Source organism: Amycolatopsis orientalis (assembly GCF_000943515.2).
Classification (GTDB): domain Bacteria; phylum Actinomycetota; class Actinomycetes; order Mycobacteriales; family Pseudonocardiaceae; genus Amycolatopsis; species Amycolatopsis orientalis.
Window position 1 is genome coordinate 2,274,994 of the sequence record NZ_CP016174.1, and the last position, 20,227, is coordinate 2,295,220.

The window sequence follows — 20,227 nt, forward strand, 5'->3', positions numbered from 1 at the left end:
ATGCGCCGCGGTGACGATGCAACACGGTTGCACGTTTTTCCTTTGGCGGTATACAGAATGATCTGAAAATTTCCTTCATCACGCCACGGTGTTAACGTCTTTTGTGCGAGCCGAGCGCTCCCTTTGGTGTGAAATGCGTAAATCGAGCCATCGGAGACCCCCGTGCAGGCAGACCACCTTCCCTCGACATTCCTTTTTCCGGGCCAAGGCGCCTACCTGGCCGGCGTCTTCAGTGCCAGTCGGCAGGCCTTTCCCGGCATCGCCGCCGAACTCGCCCGAGTGGACGAGTATTCTTTGCGAGCAGGTGGTCCTGGGGTGACCTCCCTGCTCACCGATCCCGCTTCCCCCACCTTGGACCGGCTTTTGGAGAGCGACGTCCCGGCCCTGAGCCTGGCGATCTTCGCCTCCCAGATCGTGGCCGCACGGCTCTACCGGGAGGAGCTCGGCCTTTCGGCCGCACTGCTCATGGGCCACAGTTTCGGCGAGTTCGCGGCTCTGGTGGTCTCCGGCGCTTTGACCCTGGAAGAAGGGGTCACCCTCGTGGTGGCACGCGACCGCGCGCTACGGGCCTCTGGCGTGTCCGGGGGAATGGTCGCCATCGAAGCCGGCCTGCGACGAGTGGAACACCTCGTCGCCGCGACGGCCGACAGCAGCCTCGCCGTCGCCGCGGACAACGCCTACGACCAGGTGGTGGTCTCCGGAGCCGAGCCGGCCGTCGCCCGTCTCGCGTCCGTCGCCGGCGCGCTGGGTGTCAAAGCCACCGTTCTCCGGGTGCCCTACCCGTTCCACAATCGGCGGCTCCTCGGCGAAGCCAACGAACTGTTCGCTCGTACGGTCGCCACGGTCGATCCCCGCGTTCCGCGTGTCGACGTCTTCTCGCCGGTGCTCGGACGTCGCGTCGAAACGCCCGGAGACGTCTCAGAGGTGCTGTCGAGCCATTTGGTCCGGCCGGTGCGCTTCCTCGCCGCCCTGCACGAGATCCGCGGGGAAGGTGTCACCCGGTTCGTGGAGTGCGGCGCGCGGTCGACGCTGGTGGACCTGGTGAACGCGACGGTGGCCGGGACCAGCACCAGTGCTCCGTTCCGCCGCCGTGCCGATGACGCGGGTGTACTGGACGAGGTGCGCCGGCTCGCGCCTGTTCCAGTCACACCAGCCGAGCCGAGGCCTGTCGAGGCGGCGTTCGTCGAACCGCTGCCCACTCAGCGGGACACCTCGGTGTCGATCGAAACCGATGACGGGGGAGGGGAACTCTCCGCGCCGAACGTACTCGACGAGCTCAAGACCCTCTACGCCGACGCCGTCGGTTATCCCGCCGACGTCTTCGAGACAGGCGTGGAACTCGAGGCCGATCTCGGCATCGACTCCATCCGCCAGACCGAACTCCTGCAACGGGCCAGGCAACGTTACGACGTTCCCGAAGCCGACCACATCCGGATCACCGACTACACGACCCTCGAATCCATCGCCGGACTGATCGTCGAACTGAAAGGCCAGGGTGAGCGGGTGTGAACGATCGGGACTTCCACGGCAAGATCTGTCTGGTCACCGGCGGTTCGAAGGGGCAAGGCCGGGCGATCTCGCATGAACTGGCCGGACGGGGTGCCCACGTCATCGTCAACTGGTTCCATGACCGGGACGCGGCCGAGGAAACCGTCGAGGCCATCGTCTCCGCCGGTGGCTCGGCGGAAGGCCTGCGCGCCAGCGTCGCGAAGGCCGAGTCCGTCGACGCGATGTTCGCCGAGATCGGGCAGCGCCACGGCCGCCTCGACGTTCTGGTCAACAATGCCGCCCGCGGCGTCTTCGAACCGCCGGAGGTGCTGACCGAACGCGACTGGGAACGCGCGATCGACACCAACGTGCACGGGCCCCGCCGCTGTTCCAGGGCCGCTTTCCCGTTGATGCGGGAACACGGCGGCGCGATCGTCAATCTGGGCTCGATCGGCACCAGCGTGGTGATCGACAACTACCTCTGCCCGGCCGTCTGCAAGGGCGCGCTGGAACAGCTCACCCGGTATCTCGCCGTCGAATTCGGGCCGTACGGCATCCGGGTCAACATGGCGTCCGCCGGAATGCTGGAGAGCAGGACCGTCGAGCTCTTCCCCGACAGCGAGAAGGTGCTCGAGGCCACCGTCGCGGGTACTCCACTGAACCGTCTGGGCACCTTCGACGAGAACGCCAAACTCGTCGCGTTCCTGGCGTCGGATCAGTCGTCCTGGATGACCGGCGAAGAGGTCGTCAACGACGGAGGTCTCCGGCTGGGCGGCGCGCTGATCCGCGCCGGTGGCACCTGGGGCGGACGAGCGCGGGTCGTGGCCCCGGCACGCACCGAGCCGGTGACCGAGGAGGCCGAGGACGACTGCGTCGCGATCGTGGGCATGGGCATGGTCGTCCCAGGAGCGGAGTCTCCGGACGAGTTCTGGAATCTGCTTCGGACCGGTACACCCGCATTCTCCGCACCGGGCGACCGCTACCCGGAGCAGACCTTCTGGGCGGCGTCGCCGGGAGAACGGGACCGCACCTACGCCGGTGTGTCCGGTTTCGTCCGGGCCGGGCGGTCCGACGACCTCGCACCGGAGTCGAGCCTGTCCGCGTCCTGGTTGCGCAGGGCCCTGCGGCAAGCCATGCCCGCCTCGGCGGCCCGTGGCCTGAGGACCAGCTGTCACATCGGGGCCTGCTCCGACGGCGACCAGCACTTCGAACAGGCGATGGTGGTGGAGGGCTACGCCCGGCGGCTCGCCGAACAATGGCCGGGCGACGATCCGGTCTCACTCGACGAACTCCGTGCCGCGCTGCGGACCCGCTACGACCTCGATCGCGGGCCCGCCGCGGGACATCTGCCGGACGGGATCGTCCGGCACGCGATCGACGGCCTTCTTCCGGGGAACACTCCGTACACGGTGGTGGACACGGCCTGTTCGTCGTCGCTCTATGCGCTCGACCAAGGTATGTCCGCGGTGCTCGACGGCCGGTCCGAACTGGCCCTCTGCGGCGGGTATTTCATGGTCACTCCACGCTTCAACGTGCTGTTCGGCAAGCTTTCCGGGCTCAGCAAGACGGGCAAGGTCGCCGCCTACCAGCGGTCGGCCGACGGGACGCTGTTCTCCGACGGTGCCGCCGTCGTCGCGTTGCGGCGGCTCTCCGACGCCCGGCGCGACGGTGACGAAGTCCTCGCCGTCGTCGCCGGCTTCGGTGCCGCCGCGGATGGCCGGGGCCGCGCCATCGCCGCGCCGAACGCGCGTGGCCAGGGACTGGCGGTGGCCAGGGCGGGCACGGCGTCGCGGGTGCCCGCGGAAGAGATCGGCTGGATCGTCGGGCACGGCACCGGTACGGCGGCCGGCGACGCCGTCGAACTCTCCGCTCTCGACGAGGCCGCCCCAGCGGTTCCGGTGTTGTGCACCTCCAACAAGACGCTGGTCGGGCACACCGGCTGGGCCGCGGGCGCCGTCTCCGTGATCCATGCCGTGCTGGGTCTGCGTAACGGCGTCGTACCCGCACAACGGCCCATCGCCGACGAAGCCGAGCTGCTCGCGGCGCGGCGGGTCACCGTCCCGGTACGGGACACGCCACTGCCCGCGTCGTCGCGCACCGTGGGTGTCTCGGGGTTCGGCTTCGGCGGCACCAACGGACATCTGCTGCTGCGAAAGGAACCCGCGCAGGGCACTCCGGTGGTCCGAAGCAAACCGGAGCCCCGGTACGACGAGCCGATCGTCCTGGTGGGCTGGTCCGCGCAACTTCCCGGCGCACCTGACCGTGCCACCGTGCTCGACCGGCTCGGGGCGGGGAAGCCGCCGGCCGAAGCCGCCGCTTTCCCGTCGCCCTATCCCGCGCCGCCGGTGCGCGTCACGAAGATGCCGCCCGCCGCGTCGAACGCGGTGGACCGGGCACAGTTGATGGCCTTGGAGGTCGCCGATCGGTTCGTGACGGAGAACGGCTTGCTCTGGCGCGGCATCGAGCCGTCCACCGGCGTGATCGGCGCGCACTACGGTCCGGCGACGTCGTGGCTGGAAACGGCCTTGCGCTGTTACGCCGACGATCTGCTGTCCTGGAGTCCGCCGGGGCTGTCCGAACACGACTTCGCCATGGCGGCCGAGGCAGCCGTCAAGCTGGTGCGGGAAACGACGCCCGTGACGACACAGGACAGCCAGCCCGGCCTGATGGGCAACGTGATCCCGGCCAGGATCGCCAACCACTACGACCTCAACGGCCCGGTGCTGCTCGCGGACGCGGGTCCGGCGGCGACGCTGGACGCCGTCGACATCGCACGGCGGTACCTGCGCGACGGCACCCTCGACCTCGCGCTCGTGCTCGCGGTCAACGGCAACAGCACCCCGGAACTGGAGACGCTCCTCGGCCGGGAGGCACTGGGGGAGGGGGCCTTCCTGTTCGCACTGGCGCGCCGCGGTGACGCTGTCGCGGCAGGCTGGCCGGTGTTGTGCGAGGTCTCGACGGAGGCACCTGTGATGTCCGGCAGGGAGCCCGGCATACCCGGGCGCGACTACCTCGGCGCCCACGGTGCGATCGACCTCCTCACCGCGCTCGCCACCCTGGACGAGACACGCCGGCGTGAGATCGCCGGGGCCTTCCCGGCTCCGACGGTGACACTCACCGCGCCCGCCCGCACCAAGCTCGTCCGGCACAACGACCGCTACGTCTGTTCGCTGGCCGACGATCTCGAACCGGCGGACGAAAGCTGGACGATCCCGCCCGGTCCCGACTGGCTGGTCCTCGCCCAGCCGGGATGCGCGGATCTGGTGCCTGCTGCCGTGCACGAAGCGGGTGCAGTCGTCCGGGAACTGGACAGTGCCGTGCCGGTCGAAGAACAGGTGTCCCTCGGCGAAGGCCGGTTCTCCCACGTGCGCATGGTCGTTTCGACCGGGAAGACGGGCTGGCCGACCTCGGCGAACGATGACCTCGTGCTCGCCCACGAGGCGCTTTTCCTCGCCGCGAAGGCCTGCCGTGACCGCATCGACGACGGCGGGTCGCTCGGCGTCGTCATCGACGACGCGCTCGCGGGCGGCGTTCCCCACCCCGACACCGGGCTCTTCTCGGCCATGGTGAACAGCCTCGCGTGGGACCTGCGCGGCGCCCGGCTCGCCGTGGTCATCGGGACAGCGGACTGGGACGAGGTCAACCGGGAGCTGGCGAACTACGGCGGGAACCCCGTCGTGATCCACCGTGACGGAAAGCGGCTGCGGACCACGATCGTGCCCTCGCCGTCGGATCTCGACGACATCGGTCCGGTCCTCCGCCCCGGCGCCGTCGTGGTGACCACCGGTGGCGCCCGCGGGATCACCGCGGCCTGTATGAAGGAACTCGCCACCAGGCAACGGATCCGCCTCTGGCTCCTCGGCTCCTCGCAGTTGCAGGACGTACCCGCGAACATCCTCGACGCGCCGGACTCCCGGCTGAACAGCCTTCGTGGCGAATTCATCGCGGCGGAACGCGCGAAGCGGCCGGACCTGTCGGTTCGCGAGCTGAACGCCCGGTTCGCCAAACTGCTCAACGCCCGCGAATCGCTGCTCAACCTTCGCGAACTGCGTGCGTTGTGCGGCGAGGACGCGGTGCACTATCTCTCCTGCGATCTCACCTCGGCCTCGGCGGTCAACGCGGCCGTCCAGCGGATCCGGGAGACGGACCCGCGGGTGGATCTGCTCGTTCACGGAGCGGGTCTGCACAACGGCGGCGACATCTCGCGGATCACTCTCGACGGCCTCCGCCGGATCCGCGACGTGAAGCGGCGCGGATACCACAACCTCAAGGAAGCCTTCGGGGACGCGCAACCCCTTTCGTGGTGCAACTTCGGCTCGGTGGCCGGCCTGGTCGGCCTGCCGGGCGAAACCGACTACGCGCCGGGGAACGACTTCCTCCACGGTGCCGCCCGGACGAACACGTTCGCCCGCGGTCTGGAGGAACGCACGCTGGTGTGGCCGATCTGGTCCGAGGTCGGCATGGGTGGTTCGGATCTCATGCAGGGCAACAACGAGCGAGCCGGGATCATGGCGCCGCTCCAGCCGGCCGAAGGGGTGCGCCACTTCGTCGCGGAGCTGACCCGGTTCCCCGCTTCCGAACCTTTGGTCGCGTTCCTGAACCCGAGGGAGCGGGAGACCTTCTCCCGGCAGTTCCCCGGGTTCGTGCGAAATCGTCCCGCGCGGGCGCCTTGGTTGCTCGGCACGCCGTACCGGTTCGACACCCGCTCGGCGGAGTGGATTCTCGAACTCGGGGACCGGACGGCCGGGTTCCTCACCGAACACCTCGTGAACGGCAAACCCACCCTGCACGGCACCGGCCTCGCCACGGTCGCAGCCGAGGCGGCGACGGAACTGTTTCCGGAACGCCCTGTGAGCGCCTTACGTGACCTGCGGTTTCACGCGTTCGTGGCGCCGAAGGCCAGGCCCGGAAGCCCTTACCGGGTGACGGCGGAGGTCACCGGTCACGAAGGCGACAAGGTGCTGGTGGAGGTCCGGATCACCAGTGACGTCGTGGACCGGCGCGGCCGGGTCCTGCGGCGCGACCGGCCGCATTTCGCCTGCGTCGCGGAACTGGGTCCCCTGGCGCCGCGGCCACCGGCGGCGGTACGGGTCAGCGGGAAGCACTCGGACGATCCGTACTATCGGCAGGGAAGCGGCGTCTACCTCGGCGGCGTCTTCCAGGCGACCTCCGAATCGGTCGAAGGTCCCCGCGGATCGAGCGCCCGGTGGGTTTTCGTTCCCCCGGCGACCGAGTCGGACCGGGCTCTGCAGGAGAATCCGCCGGTCCCGTCCGTGCTGCTCGACGCCTTGGCCCGGACGCGAATGCTGCGAACGGACGAGAACGGTGTCCACCTCCTCGCCGTTCCCCGCGCCATCGGGCGGATCGACTTCTTCACCACCGGAGGCGACGGCCCGGTCTCCCGCGCGAACCCCGACGGAATCGTGCTCAATCACGTCGCCGCCGAGAACGTCGACGAAGCGTCCACAATGGATGGACGAGTGCTGATCAGGATCACCGGCTGCGAGATCTACGACGTGGACGATACCGAAACTCGTCTTTGAGGCATCACTTTCGCTTTTCTTCTCAGCAGTGAGAAAATTCTGTACGCGCAGGCACTTGTGTCGTGAACAGGCGGTAAAATCGGGCAGCTTCATTCCAGATTCAGGCCCACGGCTTGACAGTCGTCGAACCTCAAATAAGGTTCGAAAGAAGAATGAACCCACACAACTCAGAATCCGTGGCACGCGTCGGCGCCGAGAACGGCGATCAGGCCATCGACGGACAACAGGGGCATAGGTTTCGCGCACTGCTGGTGGATCCGCATCCGGCGCGGCGGCTGAGCCTGGCGAGCAGGCTGGAGACCATGGGTGCCGAAACGGTGGCTTCCCACGCCGTCTGCACGTATCCCTCCAGGGTGGAGGGATACGACCTCGTGCTGCTCCACCTGTGCCAGGATCCTCAAGAAACGGCTGACTTGGTCAAGGACCAGCGCCGGCTGGGCAGACGACACGTGATGGTGATCGCGTCCGACCACGATCCGGCCCCGGCGCTCGCGGCCTTCGCGGCGCAGGCGGTGGGTTATCTGGTCGACAGGTTCGATCCCGCGCCGGTCGACGTGTCCGGAAAGCGAGTGGAGCCATCCGGCGACAGTCTCAAGCCCGAAACGCACGAGAGAGACGTGCGAGGCCTGTCCGGGCGCGAGCTCGATGTTCTGGCTTTGGTGGCCGATGGCAAGTCGAATCGGGAGATCGGTGTCGAACTCGGCTTGTCTTTGAACACCGTGAAGGGCCATCTCGTCCAGATCTCCAGGAAGCTGCATACGGGCGATCGGTCGCGCATGGTCCTGCTCGCACTCCGATACGGTGTGCTCAGTTGAGCCCATCGCGTGCCGCTCGAATCAGCGGGGCCCGGGTGAATTCCTCTGCGGGCGGGAAAGCGCGGCGATGACACCGGACGCCACGGGTAGCCAGCGATCCTTCGATGAAGGTTCGCGTAGCCACCGCACGGCGCCGCGAGGGGTGACCGTCGGCGGTAGCAGGGCCTTCGTCGGGGACCGGTGGAACACCACACCGTTCGGCAACTCCGCGTCCGAGAAGACACAGTCGTCCGATTCCACGAGCGCGAACGCCCGGAAGGGGGCGCCGGGGACCAGCAACATCGGGCCACGGGGCAGGGCCGCGGTCGCGGCGAACAGATGCTCTCCACCCCGGAACGGCACCGAGACCGCGGCCATGCCTCCGGTGAGGTGCAGGAGAAGTGACTTCCCGTCGATTTCGACGTTCCAGGCGAAAGCGTCCCGATAGAACTGGCTCGCCGAGATCAGTTTCGGTGATACTCCGTCAAGTCTCTTGACAGACGCGCCGGATGAGACCGCTTCCATCGATCCCCCAATCTGCTCATGATCTCGTCTTCGTCATCGCGAGCCGGTCTGCGCGGGTTCCCTGTCTTCCGACGGGGTGAGTGCCTCCATGACGCGGCCGAGCTCCACGGTGTCCGGAAGCGGAGGGGGACCGTCGATTTCGTTGATATGGGCGACAAGTTCAGGATCCGGCGCCAGGTGGTGCTCCCGGAGGTAGTACGTGACCGAGTCGGTCCACACCCAGGAGCCATCGGTGTAGAAGTTCGTCGGCACCGTCGCACCGCGTTCAGGCTCCACGATATCGTCCAGCCTCGCGGCGGTGACGAGCAGCAGAGTGGCCGATTCGAGGTATTCACAGAGCCTTTCCCGTTCGGCCTCATCGGCGATCTTCGGCCGATCGGGGTCGAAGGCGGGGCCCGTCTCGGGGTCGGACTTGTCGAAGACCCTGGCCACCTTGACGTCGGAGTCGGTGTCCGCGGCCCAGATCAACTTGCCGTTCCGCTGGGCGGCGCGTTGATAGCCCAGGTCGTTGGTACCCAGTGGGATGACCTCGACCTGCGGATCCCGTTCGCCGGCGGCGACAAGGCTCTTCTGGAGACGCCCGGTCAGATCGGCTGGCTCCGCGGCTTCCTCGTGTGAGTCGTCGACCTCGGCCACGTACACCACGCGGGGCAGCGGATAGGGAGCGTTGTCGACAGGACTCCGCACAGCACTCCAAAGGCCGCGTAAGCCGGGCTCACCGGCCGCGGCGGCGAGCAGATCCTGCTCGGCGAGCGCGGAGATCAGCATCGCGTTGTTCGTATCCTCGCCCTGTTCGTCATCCTCGGGTTCGGCCCACTCCGCGGAGAATCGCCAGGGCGGCACGGCGTCGTCGGGGGCGAGCTCGATCTCGGTCAGCGAACCGGAGTCGTCGCCCTCGGCCTCCAGGAGCTCCACCAGCACGTCGAGGTCGTCCTCGGTCAAGGGAAGGACCGTCCGCCGCCCCGCGAACATCAGCAGCCGGGCGACCTCGCCGCATCGGTCATCCGCGAGCAGACCGCGGGCATGGGTGAGCATGTCGTCGGGCAGCCAGCCCGCGGAACGCAGCAGCATGCCGTGTAGCTCAGGGGTGAAGGGGTCCGTCATTCGTCGCTCCCGAAGTCGCCGGTTCCGGATCATTCTGAGGCCACTCGCCTGCTCGGCCCGTGAAGAGCGCGAAGGAGTGCCCCAATGTGCACCCTTCGCCGAAATTCAGCTCCCGCCGCGAGCGCCGGGCCTGAACGCGGGGAGGGTGTTTTCGGGCACGGCGAATAGACGAAAGTCCGTGCGTTACCCACCTTTCCTGTATCGGCTGGCCGAGTTGACTAAGGTCGGTTCTGCAATTGGGGGCAGTGAAAAGTCCGAATTTCGGATCATCCAAGTATTGGTGGAGCGGCATTCGTGGCCGCCCACTTCAGCTGTCGGCGCGCATATCGCCGATCGAATAGGTGGGTTGATGATCGGTCTTTCTTCTGAAGCCGTGCATCGGCAGGGAGGCGACCTCCGGGGGCTCGACAGGGATACCTGTCTGGACCTGAGCACGTGTGTGAATCTGTACGGTCCGCCGCCGGCGGTGCGTGAAGTCCTGCACGACCTCGACGTTCGACGGCTTCGGCCGCACCCCTACGAAGCCGAGTCGTCGTTTCGGGCCGGCTACGCCGAGCACCTCGCGGTGGACCCGTCACTCCTGGTCCCTGGGCGGGGGATCACCGAATTCATCCATATCCTGACCCGGCTGCTGCCGCGTGACCGGATCGCGGTCGTGACACCGGACTACACCGACAGCATCCGCCGCGTCGTCAATCACCTGCCGCCGATCCCCGGCGAGATCGACACAGTGGGGTCCCGGCTCGACCGGATCGCCACGGGGATGGCCCGGTACGACTACGTCTTGGTGTCGAACCCGAACAATCCGCTCGGTCTGCACGTCCCGGTGGCCGAACTGGCCGAGGTGTGCCGGATGAATCCGCGGTCCACCCTCGTCGTCGATGAGGCATATGTCGACTTCCTCGAAGGCGGCCAACGGTCGATGGCCTCGACGGACCTGTCCAACGTGGTCGTGCTCACCTCGCCGAACAAGGTGCTCGGTATGGCCGGTGTCCGGATGGGTGCGCTGTGGACACGCGACGCGCGCCTGCGGCAGGTGATCGCCGACGAACGCTTGAACTGGCCACTGTCGTTTCTCGATTCGGCGGTGGTGATCGCCGCGCTGCGAGACTCGGCGTGGGTCGAATGGACCCGCGCCCGGCTGCTGGACGGCGCCCGGGTATTGGAGGCGCTGCTGGACCGCCGGTTCGGGGGAGTGGTGAAGGGGACGCCGGTGCACTACCGGTTCGTCGCGTCCGAAGACCCAGTGCGAGATCACGCGGAGTTGGTCCGGTCGGGTGTGGTGGTCCGCGTATTCGATGGTGATCAAGCCGGGCGCGTTCCCGGGCTGCGCGTCACCACGCCGACGGATGAGGACCTGCCGAAGTTGATCGACGCCTTGGCCATGCGAGCGGGAGGGGCTTGACCTTGTCGACTTCGAACTCCTTTCCTTGGGAATGGACAGAAGAGAAGTGGCGATCCATGGTGGACGAGGTCGGGGCCTCGAACGCGTTGGATCGCGGAGTCTGGCCCCGGAACGCCACGGTCGCCGTCGCCATCTCGGTCGATGTCGACAATGAAACCCTCGTCCTCTCCCAGGGCGGGGACGGACCCGGTCTTCTTTCCCAGGGCCGGTACGGCGCGCGCGTCGGCCTGCCCCGGGTGCTCGAGACGCTCCGTCGGCTTTCCGTTCCCGCCACCTTCTTCTACCCCGTGGTGTCCACCGAGCTCGACCCCGCCGGCCTCGCCGCGGTGAAGGCGGACGGACACGAGATCGGCCTCCACGGGTGGATTCACGAGAAGTGCGGCGATCTGACGGCCGGGCAAGAACGGGAGCTGGCCCTGCGCTGCGCCGACGCGATGGAGACGGCCGCCGGGACCCGGCCGGTCGGCCTGCGCACCCCGTATTGGGACTTCACCCCGCATACGCTGCCGATCATTCGGGAGCTGGGCCTCGAGTACGACTCTTCCCTCATGGCCGACGATCAGCCCTACGAGCTCCTGCATCGCGGTGAGCAGACCGGGGTGACCGAGGTTCCGGTGTCCTGGGTCCGCGACGACGCTCCGTACTTTCCCGACGACGCGTTGGGAAAGCAGGTACTGGCGCCGCGTGAAGTCCTGCGAATCTGGCAGGACGAGTTCGACCTGGCCTACACCGAGGGGGGCCTGTTCAGCCTCGCACTCCACCCGCACATCATCGGGCACCGTTCCCGGATCACGGTGCTGCGCGAGCTGCTCTCGTATATCGCGTCCCACTCCGGCGTGTGGTTCGGCACCCACGCCGACGTCGCGAGACATGCGGCGGCACGACGCGAGCACCCCGCCCGGCGATGACCTGCCGAACTCGTTTCCCGAATCGAGAGGAACCTTCACCGTGCCAACCATCAGCCGTGTTCACGAGGACAGGGCCGAAGCCCTGATCGACGTCTATGCTCGTGCCTTCTACGACGACCCGGTCTTCTCGTGGATCTTTCCGGACCCGGAACGCCGCGCGGAAGCGAATCGGCGGTTCTTCACCGTGATCGTCGAATCGACGCTCGCCGGCGGTGGTCTCGCCCTGCAGATCGAAGACTTCAGCGCGACCTCGTTGTTCTATCCGCCCTCCGTCCTGCCCACCGCGCAGGACCATGCCGATGTCCTGGCGAGACTGGAAAGCGAGCTGGGCGATCAAGCCGAGCGAGCGGTGGCCTTCATGAATCTCCTCAACGACAACCATCCGCGGGACCTGCCACCACACCTCTACGGCACTTATCTGTCGGCCGTTCCAGGTCAGCAGGGCAAGGGTCTCGGGACCAGGCTCAAGATGGCTCAGTTCGCCCTTGCCGATGGCGCGGATGCCGGCGTGTACGGCGAAGCCAGCTGTCTGCGCAATCTGGCTCTGTATGAGCGTCTCGGACAGGTCCGTCTCGGCGAAGCGATCACCCTGGACGGCGGTCCGTCGCTGTATCCGATCTGGCGACCGCAGGCGAGTAAACGCTCTGACAAGTAGGGAGCACAGGGATTTCCGGACTCGCGCACGACGCCGAAAGTCGGCGGAACTCGAGGAGAGCATGAAACGGTGGGGTCTCACCATCCCTTTGCCCGGCGTACCTCTCGCGGAGCACCGGAAGATCGTCGAAGAGCTTCCGGATTGGGGATACACCGACGTCTGGACGTCCGAGAAGGCGGGTACCGACGCGTTCACGCCCCTGGCGCTGGCATCCCAATGGGCACCGCGGTTACGGCTGGGTACCGCGGTCGCTCCGGTGTACACCCGCGGTCCGGCCCTCCTGGCGATGAACGCGGCCACGCTGGCGGGCCTCGCGCCGGGCCGGTTCGTCCTGGGAATCGGTGCGTCGTCCGAGGTGATCGTGCGGAAATGGAACGCCACGGAGTACGTGGCTCCGCTCCGCCGGGTCCGGGACACTCTGCGGTTCTTGCGGGCCGCCTTGGCGGGCGAGAAGGTCAGCGAAGCCTATGAGACCTTCTCGATCAGTGAGTTCCGCTTGGAGCACCCTGTCGATCCGCCACCGGAAATAGCGCTCGCCGCCCTGAAACCGGAGATGCTGCGGTTGGCCGCCAGGGAGGCCGATTGCGCGATCACCAACTGGCTCGCACCCGGTGACGTGCCCCGCATCCGCGAACAAGTCGGCCCCGAACTCGAGCTGGCAGCCAGGATCTTCGTTTGTCCCACCGAGGACAAGGCCCTGGCGCGTCGGCTCGGCCGGAGACTCATCACGGGTTACCTGACCGTTCCCGTCTATGCCGCCTTCCACGAATGGCTCGGCCGGGGTCCGGACCTCAAACCGATGCACGACGCCTGGAAGCTCGGTGATCGGCGCAAGGCCATGGAGCTGATCCCGGACGAGGCGGTGGACGACCTCGTCGTTCACGGCACGCCGGAATTCTGCCGCGAACGTGTCCAGTCCTATGTCGACAACGGACTTTCGACGCCGATCATCGCGTTGATTCCCACCGGGGACTGTCCGGTCGGTCAGGTCCGGAGGTTGGGGCCGGGCTGACGAAATTCCCGCGGCGCTTCCGATACGTGTCGCCGGTGCACCTCGATGAACTCGATCCCGCGCATGACGGCCTTCGCGGCAAAGGGATTTCGGACACGATTTCAGACCGGAAGCACCCGAGTTGGGGTGCGGTCAAGCCTGCCAACGCCGATAATACCGGTTTGGTGAGATAGTGTCGGAGTGAACACGGCGTGCAGCAACCCGCATGCCTGCTATGTGAAGAAAGTCAGGGGAGTCCTCCATGTTGATGACCGGTAAAGTGGTCCGCTACGACGAGCTGAGGGGCTACGGTTTCGTAGCGCCGGACAGCGGGGAAGACGATGTCTTCCTGCATGTGAACGATCTGACTTTCGACAAGCGTCGTCTCGCGGCCGGGGTACAGGTCCGGTTCACCACCGAAGAGGGACCTCGCGGGTTGAAGGCGTCGGACGTCACGCTGGTCGACCGAGGCAACCAGGAAGTTCGCGTTCGCACTGAACAAAAGCCTGCCGGCGTGGATGGTGACCACGACGTGCTGACCGCTCAGGACCTTCGTGAGGAGGTCACCGAAATGCTGCTGCTCGGCGCGCCGATGCTGACCGGGCAGCAGATCGTCGAGATCCGGCAAGGCTTCATCGCACTGGCGCTGAGTCATGGCTGGGTCAGCGACTGACCGGAGGTGTCCGGTTGCCCTGGGGCGCCGGATCCTCGCTGGAGCCGAGCACGAGACCTGTTGAGCGGAAATGAAGTCTCGGCGGCAACACTGGAACCATGACCAACGAAGTAAGCCCATCGATGTCCGAGAACGCCGCGATCAAACATGTGACACACAGTCACGATGTGGTGTTCGTGCGAGCGGTTTCGGATGTCGACCACGTGCCCGTCGACGTCGAACTCAGTTACGCCACCAGCGATCCGTTCGCGATCAAGGCATGCTTCCTGCGTGGCACCCCGAACGAAATCGACTGGCTGTTCTCCCGTGAACTCCTGGCGGCCGGTCTGCTCGCCCCCGCGGGGGAAGGCGATGTCCGCGTCGGCCCGTCGCTCGCTGACCCCCAGCGGGTGCAGATCGATCTGAAGACCCCGGACGGCGCGGCCTGCTTCACGGTCGGCGCGGAGGATCTGAAGGACATGCTGGACTGCAGTCACGCCGTGGTACCCCACGGCGAAGAATTCCTTTGGATCGATTTCGATTTCGAGTTGCACCGCCTCGTTTCGGGCTGAGTGAGCGCTCGATCGAGATTGTGAGGCTGCTCCAGGAAATCCTAGTTCCTGGAGCAGCCTCACGGCATCTTAACCGACAGGACGCGCGTCGGTATCAGGGTGCTTCACATTCAGGGTGCATGCGAGCCTGTTGAAGTTCGTCGCTCAGGAGATAGAGAGGTACTGCATAATGCGCACACTCTACGAGGGTGAGCTGCAGATCGACTACGGCCAGTTCTACATCTGGACCGACGAGCAAGCAGCCGACGCCTACGGTGCGGCCTTTGACAACGTCAAACGAACTTTCGCCGGCCAGTCCAGTGGCCTATGCGGGGCTGCTGTGAGAGGCCTGCTCTATTTCGACACCGGTACGCAATACGGGACCATCGGCGCCCGCGTCGTCGTGACCGACGCTGAACCTGATCTTGACGACTCTTGGGAAGACGTAGTCGAGGTTTCCTACCAGGCCGGGGAAGAAACGTCCCTGGTCGAGTGGGGTGACGGCGACTCGTATCTTCTCGATCTCGCTGCGGGCGAGTACCGGGTGCGCTACGCCGCACGGGGCCGTGACCAGGACGACGAGGGGGAAGACGAGGAGGATACTGAGGAGCCGGTCGAGTACATCGAGATCACCATCTGGTCGGCGCCCGCCTCGGCAGATCGAGTGATCCGCATCACGAGCGAACACGGTGCAGCCATGAACGCGCAGTGGCTCAGTAGCTAGCCTCGCGCTTTCGCTGTGAGGACCGCATCCGCACCGCCAAGACACCGGACTGCGCAACCTGTCCCTGCACGGGTTCGACGCCAACCGGATCTGGCTCGAAATTGTTCGCCTCGCTACAGAACGAACCGCTTGGATGCAGATGCTCGCCCTCATGGTGATCGGACGCTGCATCGAATCGACCCCGAGGTCAAGATGGATGAAGACCCGCAGGACCTGCCGTCACGGGTGGTCCTGGAAGTCTGGATCGTCGACGAGGCGGGCGACCCAAGCCGTTGCCATCCGAATCCGAACTACCGGCCCAGCAGTCCTGGCTCCTCGCCCCATCGACGCGATGTTCCGAGCGACGAGGGTGTCGCTGTGCTCAAACCCGGGCCGGACGGCGTGCCGTCGGTTCAGGCGACCACTTCCCACGGCCACCGCGAACGCGTCGGCTCGCCGACGACGCCGGGCTCTCGCCCGAGCGGAGCAGTTCGTCGTTGGCGATCACAGACGACAGTTCGATGCGGAAGCGGCGACCGTTCCGGCCGTTCCCGACGCTCGTTGCCTTACCCTCTATAGAGTCCCTGGCGTTTGCGCCACGGTCCTATCGCCGGCCGGTCATCGCGTCATCGGTTTCGGTGAGCTGGATCTCGGCCGGCGAGCGGATGTGCTGGACGAGTAGCGGCGCTTCGGAGCCGATCTTGGCCAGGAAAGTTCCCCGGCCGAGTCCCATGATGGTGTCCTCGGTCCCCGCCGGCAGGTCGTACAGGTCGACGCAGGCCAGCGCGTCGCTGCGCAACGACTGTCCGAAGATGAACACCGTCTCGGCTTCCTGCAGCAGCGAACGGGCGGCGGATTCCGCGGGCAGATCCGATACGTGGTGGAAGCCCGCCATCGTCGCCAGGCCGAGACCGCGCGCGAGTTTCGTATTGCGCTGAAACACCTTTCCGAGCGCGCCCTCCGCGACGTGCCAGCCTTCCTCCACGATGTTCACCGTCTGCATCAGCTGCTGTGAACGCTGCGCGAGCATGTTCGTCTGCCAGGTGTTGATCACCGTCATCACGATCCGGAGGGCCGGCCCCTCGACGGGGAGCGCGGAGATGTCGAAGTGGACCAGGCCGCTGGGGTGATCGAGCTGGACGTCGGGCGAGGTTTCCCCGTCCACCAGCCCGGCCAGGTCCTCCTCGATCATGCGTTCCAGTGCAAAGGCTGGGTCGAAACCCCATTCGCGCAGTTCGGAGACGGGGATGCCGATGTTCTTCGCGGCTTCGGCGGCGGGTCTGATCAGATGGTGGACGACGTCGCCGATCACCGGCACCCGGTCGCGTTCCCGCGCGTCACCGGTCGCGGCGAACAGCGCGATCCGCAGGGCCTTGCCTTCCCGTTCGCTCACCTCGCGGCCGAGTGCCTCGGCGAGGACGGCACGAAGCAGCATCATCTGCCCGGTGGGACGGCCCGTCTGCTTACCACCCTCACGCGTGTCGCCGAGTGAGATGACCGGGTCGAGCAGGTTCAGCTTGCTTCCGGTGCCGTCCATGGTGAACCGGATCGACGGAGCGCCGACGGCGCGGGCGAGGCGGGTGTATTCACCTTGTCCCGCTTGGGTCTTCTTGTCGAGTACGACCACACGCCGTCCGGAGAGCAGGAGCTGACGCAGTGTTCCCCACGTTTTGAGCAGGGAGCTCTTGCCCTTGCCGACGTCGCCGATGACCGCGACGTTGGGGGCCGAGACCAGCTTGTCGTCGTAGGCGATGAAAGGATCGTGGCACACCAGCTGGCCGGAGAGCCGGTCGGTGCCGAGGATCAATCCTCGATGCGTCGTCGGCGGTGAGGAGAGAGCCAGGTTCAGAGCTTCTGCCTGCCGTGTCGTCGAGCGCGCGCCGGCCTCGCGGGGTTCGTACCAGCCCGCCCGGTCCAGCCAGCGGGCGCGGCGCGGTTCGCGGCGGTTCTTCCGCCGCGGCTCCGGCTCGGCCACCGGGTGTGGCGCCTGTGGTGCCGCCGGGACACCGGGCGCGCCCGCCGTCGTCCGTACCGTCATCTGGACACCGCCATTCCCCGTGCGAGCGGATAAGTGGTGATCGCCGCCGCGTCGTGCCAAGTGTCCTGCCATTCCAGTCTGCCGATCGCGCAGTTGGCCGCGGCGTTGCCGACCCGAGTGGACGCCCTCGCCAGTTCCCCCTCGTCGGAAGCGGTGACCGAGAGGGACATGGACCAGTCGACGCCGTGGTGACCGCTGCCGGGTGAGAGATCGTCGAGTCGTCGCCGCGACGCGGACAGCAGCAGTTCGTCGGTACCGTCACCGATCTGCCCCTTCTCCGCGGCGTTGTGCCTGCTGGCCCCGTCGACGGTGACGTCACGAACGGCTCGCGCCCTGGCGATCCGCGCCGGCACGAACTCCATCCGCACGCTGAGGGTCCGGATCACCGCCGGGTTGACCTCGACCAGCAGCGGCGCGAGCCAATGCGGGCCGAGCGGCACTGCGCCGATGCCGTCCCTGGGCACCACGGCCACCCGATGCAGCCAGCGGCCGTTCACCGTCATATGCCCGCGATCGGCGCGATAGTCCTGCCAGCAGTTGTTCCAGCGGATCCCCTCGTGCTGATCTACCGGGAACGCCGGATCCTGCATCGATCGCAGGACCGCGCAGGTGCGCTGTTCGCCCAACACCCGCGGCCGCACCAGATCCGCCCGGCTCACCAGATCGGCGAGCCTGGCCAGTTCCTCACGGACGAGTCCGGCCCAGCCCGTCTCGCCTTGTCCATGCCGGCGGGCGGCCGCGGCGAACTCGCCGTTCAGCGGGAACCGGGCCACCAGGTAGTTCCGATGCTGTTCGGCGGTGTGCGCGGTGAGATCGATCAGGTCCTCGTAGGACTTGACGAGGGCCTCGATCCCCGGCCGTTCGGAGACCCTGGCCGCGACGAAGGCGCGGTGGCGCGCCGGGTCATGGGGCAGGATCCGGTTGATCTGCTGGAGACCGCGGAGGAAGGAGCCGTCCCTGGCCAGCTGGGACAGCATCACGCCGTACCGGGCCGAGGCCGCTTCGAACTCGGCGACGGTGCGCAGTCCCTGCGGCTGCCCGTCGACCTCCATCACCACGGAAAGGTACGGGGTCTCCCCGGGATTGGAATGCCGCAGGATGAACATGTCCTCGTGTGGTGTCCCGCCGAGGTCCAGCGGCGCCACGCGGCCGAGTGGAGGTGGCAGGATCGCCCGCTCGCCGTCGGGTTCGGCGGTGAAGGCCGTGACCCCGCGGCGGCGCCGCACCAGGAAACGCCACCGGCGGACCCAGCCCGTCGCGACGGACCGCTGCCCGTTCCACGGGTACAGCACGATGACGCCGACGAGGAGGACCGCGATGCCCGCGATGGTGCCCGCGACGCCGCCGATCCCCAGCCACAGCAAGCCGGCCAGCAACCCGGTCGCACCGAGGGCGGCACCGGTGCGACCGTCCACTTTGCCCAGCAGGCCGCGACCGGCGACCTCCCCGCCCAGAATCGAAGTACGCATCAGCCACGCCCCAGGTGTGGAGACGAGATTTTCTCGGTGTGGGTGTCCGCTTCGAGGTGACCCGATGTCGTGGGCGCGTTCTGCCGTCGCTCGGCCTGCCCCCGATCACGCTGCGAACTTCGCCGTTCGTGTTGCCGTTGTTCGTAGGCCTGCTCGATGGAACGCGCTCGCATCGGATGAGGGTCGAGCGACGGCGGCAAGAGCGTCGGACCTCGTTCCAAGGACACGGACACCGATTCACGCACCCCGACCGGAGCCGAAGGCCGCGCTGCCGAACGTGCGGTCCCCCCGGATCGCCTCGCCGGAAGCCTGCGCAGGATCAGCAAGGGCGCCACGCTCGACACGATGAGGGCGACGGCCAGCAGACAGAGCTGGATCAGGCCCGGCACGCCCGCAGGATCCCCCTCGGCCGTTCCGAAGGCACCGAACGCTGCGGCGAGCAGCAGGAACAGCAGTGGTTTCGCGAAAATGAGACCGAGCCAGAGAGCGGGCACCCGCAGGGCCTTCGGCCGCCACGTCGGATGCACCAGCATGCCCCAGCCGATCCCGGCGATGATCCCGGCGACCGGCAAGCCGATCTTCTCCACAGCGAGGATGAGGAAGATGCCGAGCGCGCCGGCGACTATCAACAGCGAAACGACCAAACCCACGAACGCGCCGCCCGGGAGCTTGTCCGCGGTGATCCCGGCCAGTTTCTCCACCCGGTCACCGCTCTGGCCGATCGTGGTGGCGCCCCAGCCGGTGATCCCCTCGGTGGCCGCGTTCGCGACGTTGGACACCAACACCCCGATGGCGGGGAAGAACACGATCAGCGACACGGCGAGCGGCAGATACTTGAACAGGGACTCGCGCAGGTCTTCGCGTCCGCCTCGGCGCAGGCCGTGGAAAATCGCGAAAATGGCGGCGAAGGCCATGACGATCAGGCCGAGGCCGGCCGCGGCGGCGTACTGGGTCAGGAAACCCGGTGCGGCCGGATTTACGTTCCCTTGTTCCCCCAAGCCGTTCAGTACCTGTTTGACGAGGTCGAACGCGGAGGCGTGTACCGCGTTCGCGAGGTCGTCGAGCGGGGTTGACGGTTCGGGGACGAACTCCGCGAGAGAACCGTGGCCGTCGATTCCAGGCATCTCATGCCTCTCAGAAGACGGACAGGATCGCGCCGAAGATCAGTCCCAGGCTCGCCAGCACGGCGAGTCCGATCACCGAGCGCTTGAGCGAGGCCGCGTGTTCGGCGACCGACGTGTGATATCCGTGCCGCTTCGCGGACTGAAGTTCCAGCGTTGCCCGGATCGTGCCGAAGGCGACCACGACGAACGCCAGCCCCCAAGCGCCGCCGAGCAGCTTCTTCCAGGCGGCGTTGAAGTCGACGCCGAAGACGTCGAAATTGGGCACGATACCTTCGAA

General features: G+C 67.0%; 16 protein-coding genes and 1 pseudogene. 11 read left to right on the plus strand and 6 right to left on the minus strand.

All coding sequences use genetic code 11. The features are described from left to right. Positions 1-162 precede the first annotated feature (162 nt). The 3 genes from SD37_RS10270 (at position 163) to SD37_RS10280 (ending at position 7,846) form a co-directional block, all read left to right on the plus strand. Positions 163-1,509 carry an acyltransferase domain-containing protein gene (locus SD37_RS10270; protein WP_044850997.1) on the plus strand — a complete coding sequence of 449 codons (1,347 nt, stop codon included), beginning with the start codon at positions 163-165 and terminating at the stop codon, positions 1,507-1,509. Beyond that, positions 1,506-7,031 carry an SDR family oxidoreductase gene (locus tag SD37_RS10275; RefSeq protein ID WP_044850998.1) on the plus strand — a complete coding sequence of 1,842 codons (5,526 nt, stop codon included), beginning with the start codon at positions 1,506-1,508 and terminating at the stop codon, positions 7,029-7,031. Before SD37_RS10270 ends, SD37_RS10275 begins: the two co-directional genes overlap by 4 nt. Positions 7,032-7,207: 176 nt before the next feature. Further along, positions 7,208-7,846: a helix-turn-helix transcriptional regulator gene (locus tag SD37_RS10280; protein WP_236725321.1), complete on the plus strand. Its 639-nt coding sequence runs from the start codon at positions 7,208-7,210 to the stop codon at positions 7,844-7,846. Positions 7,847-7,867: 21 nt separating this feature from the next. Here the strand turns inward: SD37_RS10280 and SD37_RS10285 are convergent, their stop codons facing one another. Continuing rightward, positions 7,868-8,350: a hypothetical protein gene (locus SD37_RS10285; protein WP_044850999.1), complete on the minus strand. Its 483-nt coding sequence runs from the start codon at positions 8,348-8,350 to the stop codon at positions 7,868-7,870. Positions 8,351-8,383: 33 nt separating this feature from the next. Continuing rightward, a complete protein-coding gene (locus SD37_RS10290) occupies positions 8,384-9,454 on the minus strand; it encodes a hypothetical protein (RefSeq protein ID WP_044851000.1) in 1,071 nt (356 codons plus the stop codon). Between the two features lie 349 nt (positions 9,455-9,803). Here SD37_RS10290 and SD37_RS10295 point away from each other — a divergent pair, with 349 nt between their 5' ends. The 8 genes and pseudogenes from SD37_RS10295 to SD37_RS42530 all read left to right on the plus strand — a co-directional run. Continuing rightward, positions 9,804-10,859, plus strand: a complete 1,056-nt coding sequence (locus tag SD37_RS10295; RefSeq protein ID WP_044851001.1) for an aminotransferase class I/II-fold pyridoxal phosphate-dependent enzyme — start codon at positions 9,804-9,806, stop codon at positions 10,857-10,859. 56 nt (positions 10,860-10,915) lie between these two features. Next, complete coding sequence (locus SD37_RS10300; RefSeq protein ID WP_083254923.1) at positions 10,916-11,767, plus strand: polysaccharide deacetylase family protein; 852 nt, start codon at positions 10,916-10,918, stop codon at positions 11,765-11,767. Further along, on the plus strand, positions 11,730-12,422 hold the full coding sequence (locus SD37_RS10305; protein ID WP_044851003.1) for a GNAT family protein: 693 nt from the start codon (positions 11,730-11,732) through the stop codon (positions 12,420-12,422). The genes SD37_RS10300 and SD37_RS10305 overlap by 38 nt, the downstream gene beginning before the upstream one ends. Before the next feature lie 61 nt (positions 12,423-12,483). Continuing rightward, positions 12,484-13,434: an LLM class F420-dependent oxidoreductase gene (locus SD37_RS10310; RefSeq protein WP_044851004.1), complete on the plus strand. Its 951-nt coding sequence runs from the start codon at positions 12,484-12,486 to the stop codon at positions 13,432-13,434. Between the two features lie 241 nt (positions 13,435-13,675). Then, positions 13,676-14,086: a cold shock domain-containing protein gene (locus SD37_RS10315; protein WP_044851005.1), complete on the plus strand. Its 411-nt coding sequence runs from the start codon at positions 13,676-13,678 to the stop codon at positions 14,084-14,086. Between the two features lie 98 nt (positions 14,087-14,184). Beyond that, the gene (locus tag SD37_RS10320; RefSeq protein WP_052674872.1) at positions 14,185-14,637 is read left to right on the plus strand and encodes an SsgA family sporulation/cell division regulator; all 453 of its coding nucleotides are present in this window, start codon (positions 14,185-14,187) and stop codon (positions 14,635-14,637) included. 130 nt (positions 14,638-14,767) lie between these two features. Then, the gene (locus SD37_RS10325; protein ID WP_145926576.1) at positions 14,768-15,340 is read left to right on the plus strand and encodes a hypothetical protein; all 573 of its coding nucleotides are present in this window, start codon (positions 14,768-14,770) and stop codon (positions 15,338-15,340) included. Positions 15,341-15,345: 5 nt separating this feature from the next. After that, a pseudogene (locus SD37_RS42530) lies at positions 15,346-15,495 on the plus strand (IS1380 family transposase); the annotation flags it as partial. 428 nt (positions 15,496-15,923) lie between these two features. On the opposite strand, the gene SD37_RS10330 reads toward SD37_RS42530, so the two are convergent. From SD37_RS10330 to SD37_RS10345, 4 genes are read right to left on the minus strand one after another with little or no spacing between them, the layout of a single operon-like run. After that, positions 15,924-17,357, minus strand: coding sequence for a protein containing ATP/GTP-binding site motif A (locus SD37_RS10330; protein ID WP_044851006.1), 1,434 nt, complete (start codon positions 17,355-17,357; stop codon positions 15,924-15,926). Next, a complete protein-coding gene (locus SD37_RS10335; RefSeq protein ID WP_044851007.1) occupies positions 17,354-18,826 on the minus strand; it encodes an SCO6880 family protein in 1,473 nt (490 codons plus the stop codon). Before SD37_RS10335 ends, SD37_RS10330 begins: the two co-directional genes overlap by 4 nt. Continuing rightward, positions 18,826-19,950, minus strand: coding sequence for a hypothetical protein (locus tag SD37_RS10340; RefSeq protein ID WP_044851008.1), 1,125 nt, complete (start codon positions 19,948-19,950; stop codon positions 18,826-18,828). Before SD37_RS10340 ends, SD37_RS10335 begins: the two co-directional genes overlap by 1 nt. A gap of 10 nt (positions 19,951-19,960) precedes the next feature. Further along, on the minus strand, positions 19,961-20,215 hold the full coding sequence (locus SD37_RS10345) for a hypothetical protein (RefSeq protein ID WP_236725323.1): 255 nt from the start codon (positions 20,213-20,215) through the stop codon (positions 19,961-19,963). Positions 20,216-20,227 lie beyond the last annotated feature (12 nt).

Coding starts and splice junctions, on each gene's coding strand:
- SD37_RS10285 (WP_044850999.1), bottom strand. CDS start 8,350: ATGGAAGCGGTCTCATCCGGCGCGTCTGTCAAGAGACTTGACGGAGTA.
- SD37_RS10290 (WP_044851000.1), bottom strand. CDS start 9,454: ATGACGGACCCCTTCACCCCTGAGCTACACGGCATGCTGCTGCGTTCC.
- SD37_RS10295 (WP_044851001.1), top strand. CDS start 9,804: ATGATCGGTCTTTCTTCTGAAGCCGTGCATCGGCAGGGAGGCGACCTC.
- SD37_RS10300 (WP_083254923.1), top strand. CDS start 10,916: ATGGTGGACGAGGTCGGGGCCTCGAACGCGTTGGATCGCGGAGTCTGG.
- SD37_RS10305 (WP_044851003.1), top strand. CDS start 11,730: ATGCGGCGGCACGACGCGAGCACCCCGCCCGGCGATGACCTGCCGAAC.
- SD37_RS10310 (WP_044851004.1), top strand. CDS start 12,484: ATGAAACGGTGGGGTCTCACCATCCCTTTGCCCGGCGTACCTCTCGCG.
- SD37_RS10315 (WP_044851005.1), top strand. CDS start 13,676: ATGTTGATGACCGGTAAAGTGGTCCGCTACGACGAGCTGAGGGGCTAC.
- SD37_RS10320 (WP_052674872.1), top strand. CDS start 14,185: ATGACCAACGAAGTAAGCCCATCGATGTCCGAGAACGCCGCGATCAAA.
- SD37_RS10330 (WP_044851006.1), bottom strand. CDS start 17,357: ATGACGGTACGGACGACGGCGGGCGCGCCCGGTGTCCCGGCGGCACCA.
- SD37_RS10335 (WP_044851007.1), bottom strand. CDS start 18,826: ATGCGTACTTCGATTCTGGGCGGGGAGGTCGCCGGTCGCGGCCTGCTG.
- SD37_RS10340 (WP_044851008.1), bottom strand. CDS start 19,950: ATGCCTGGAATCGACGGCCACGGTTCTCTCGCGGAGTTCGTCCCCGAA.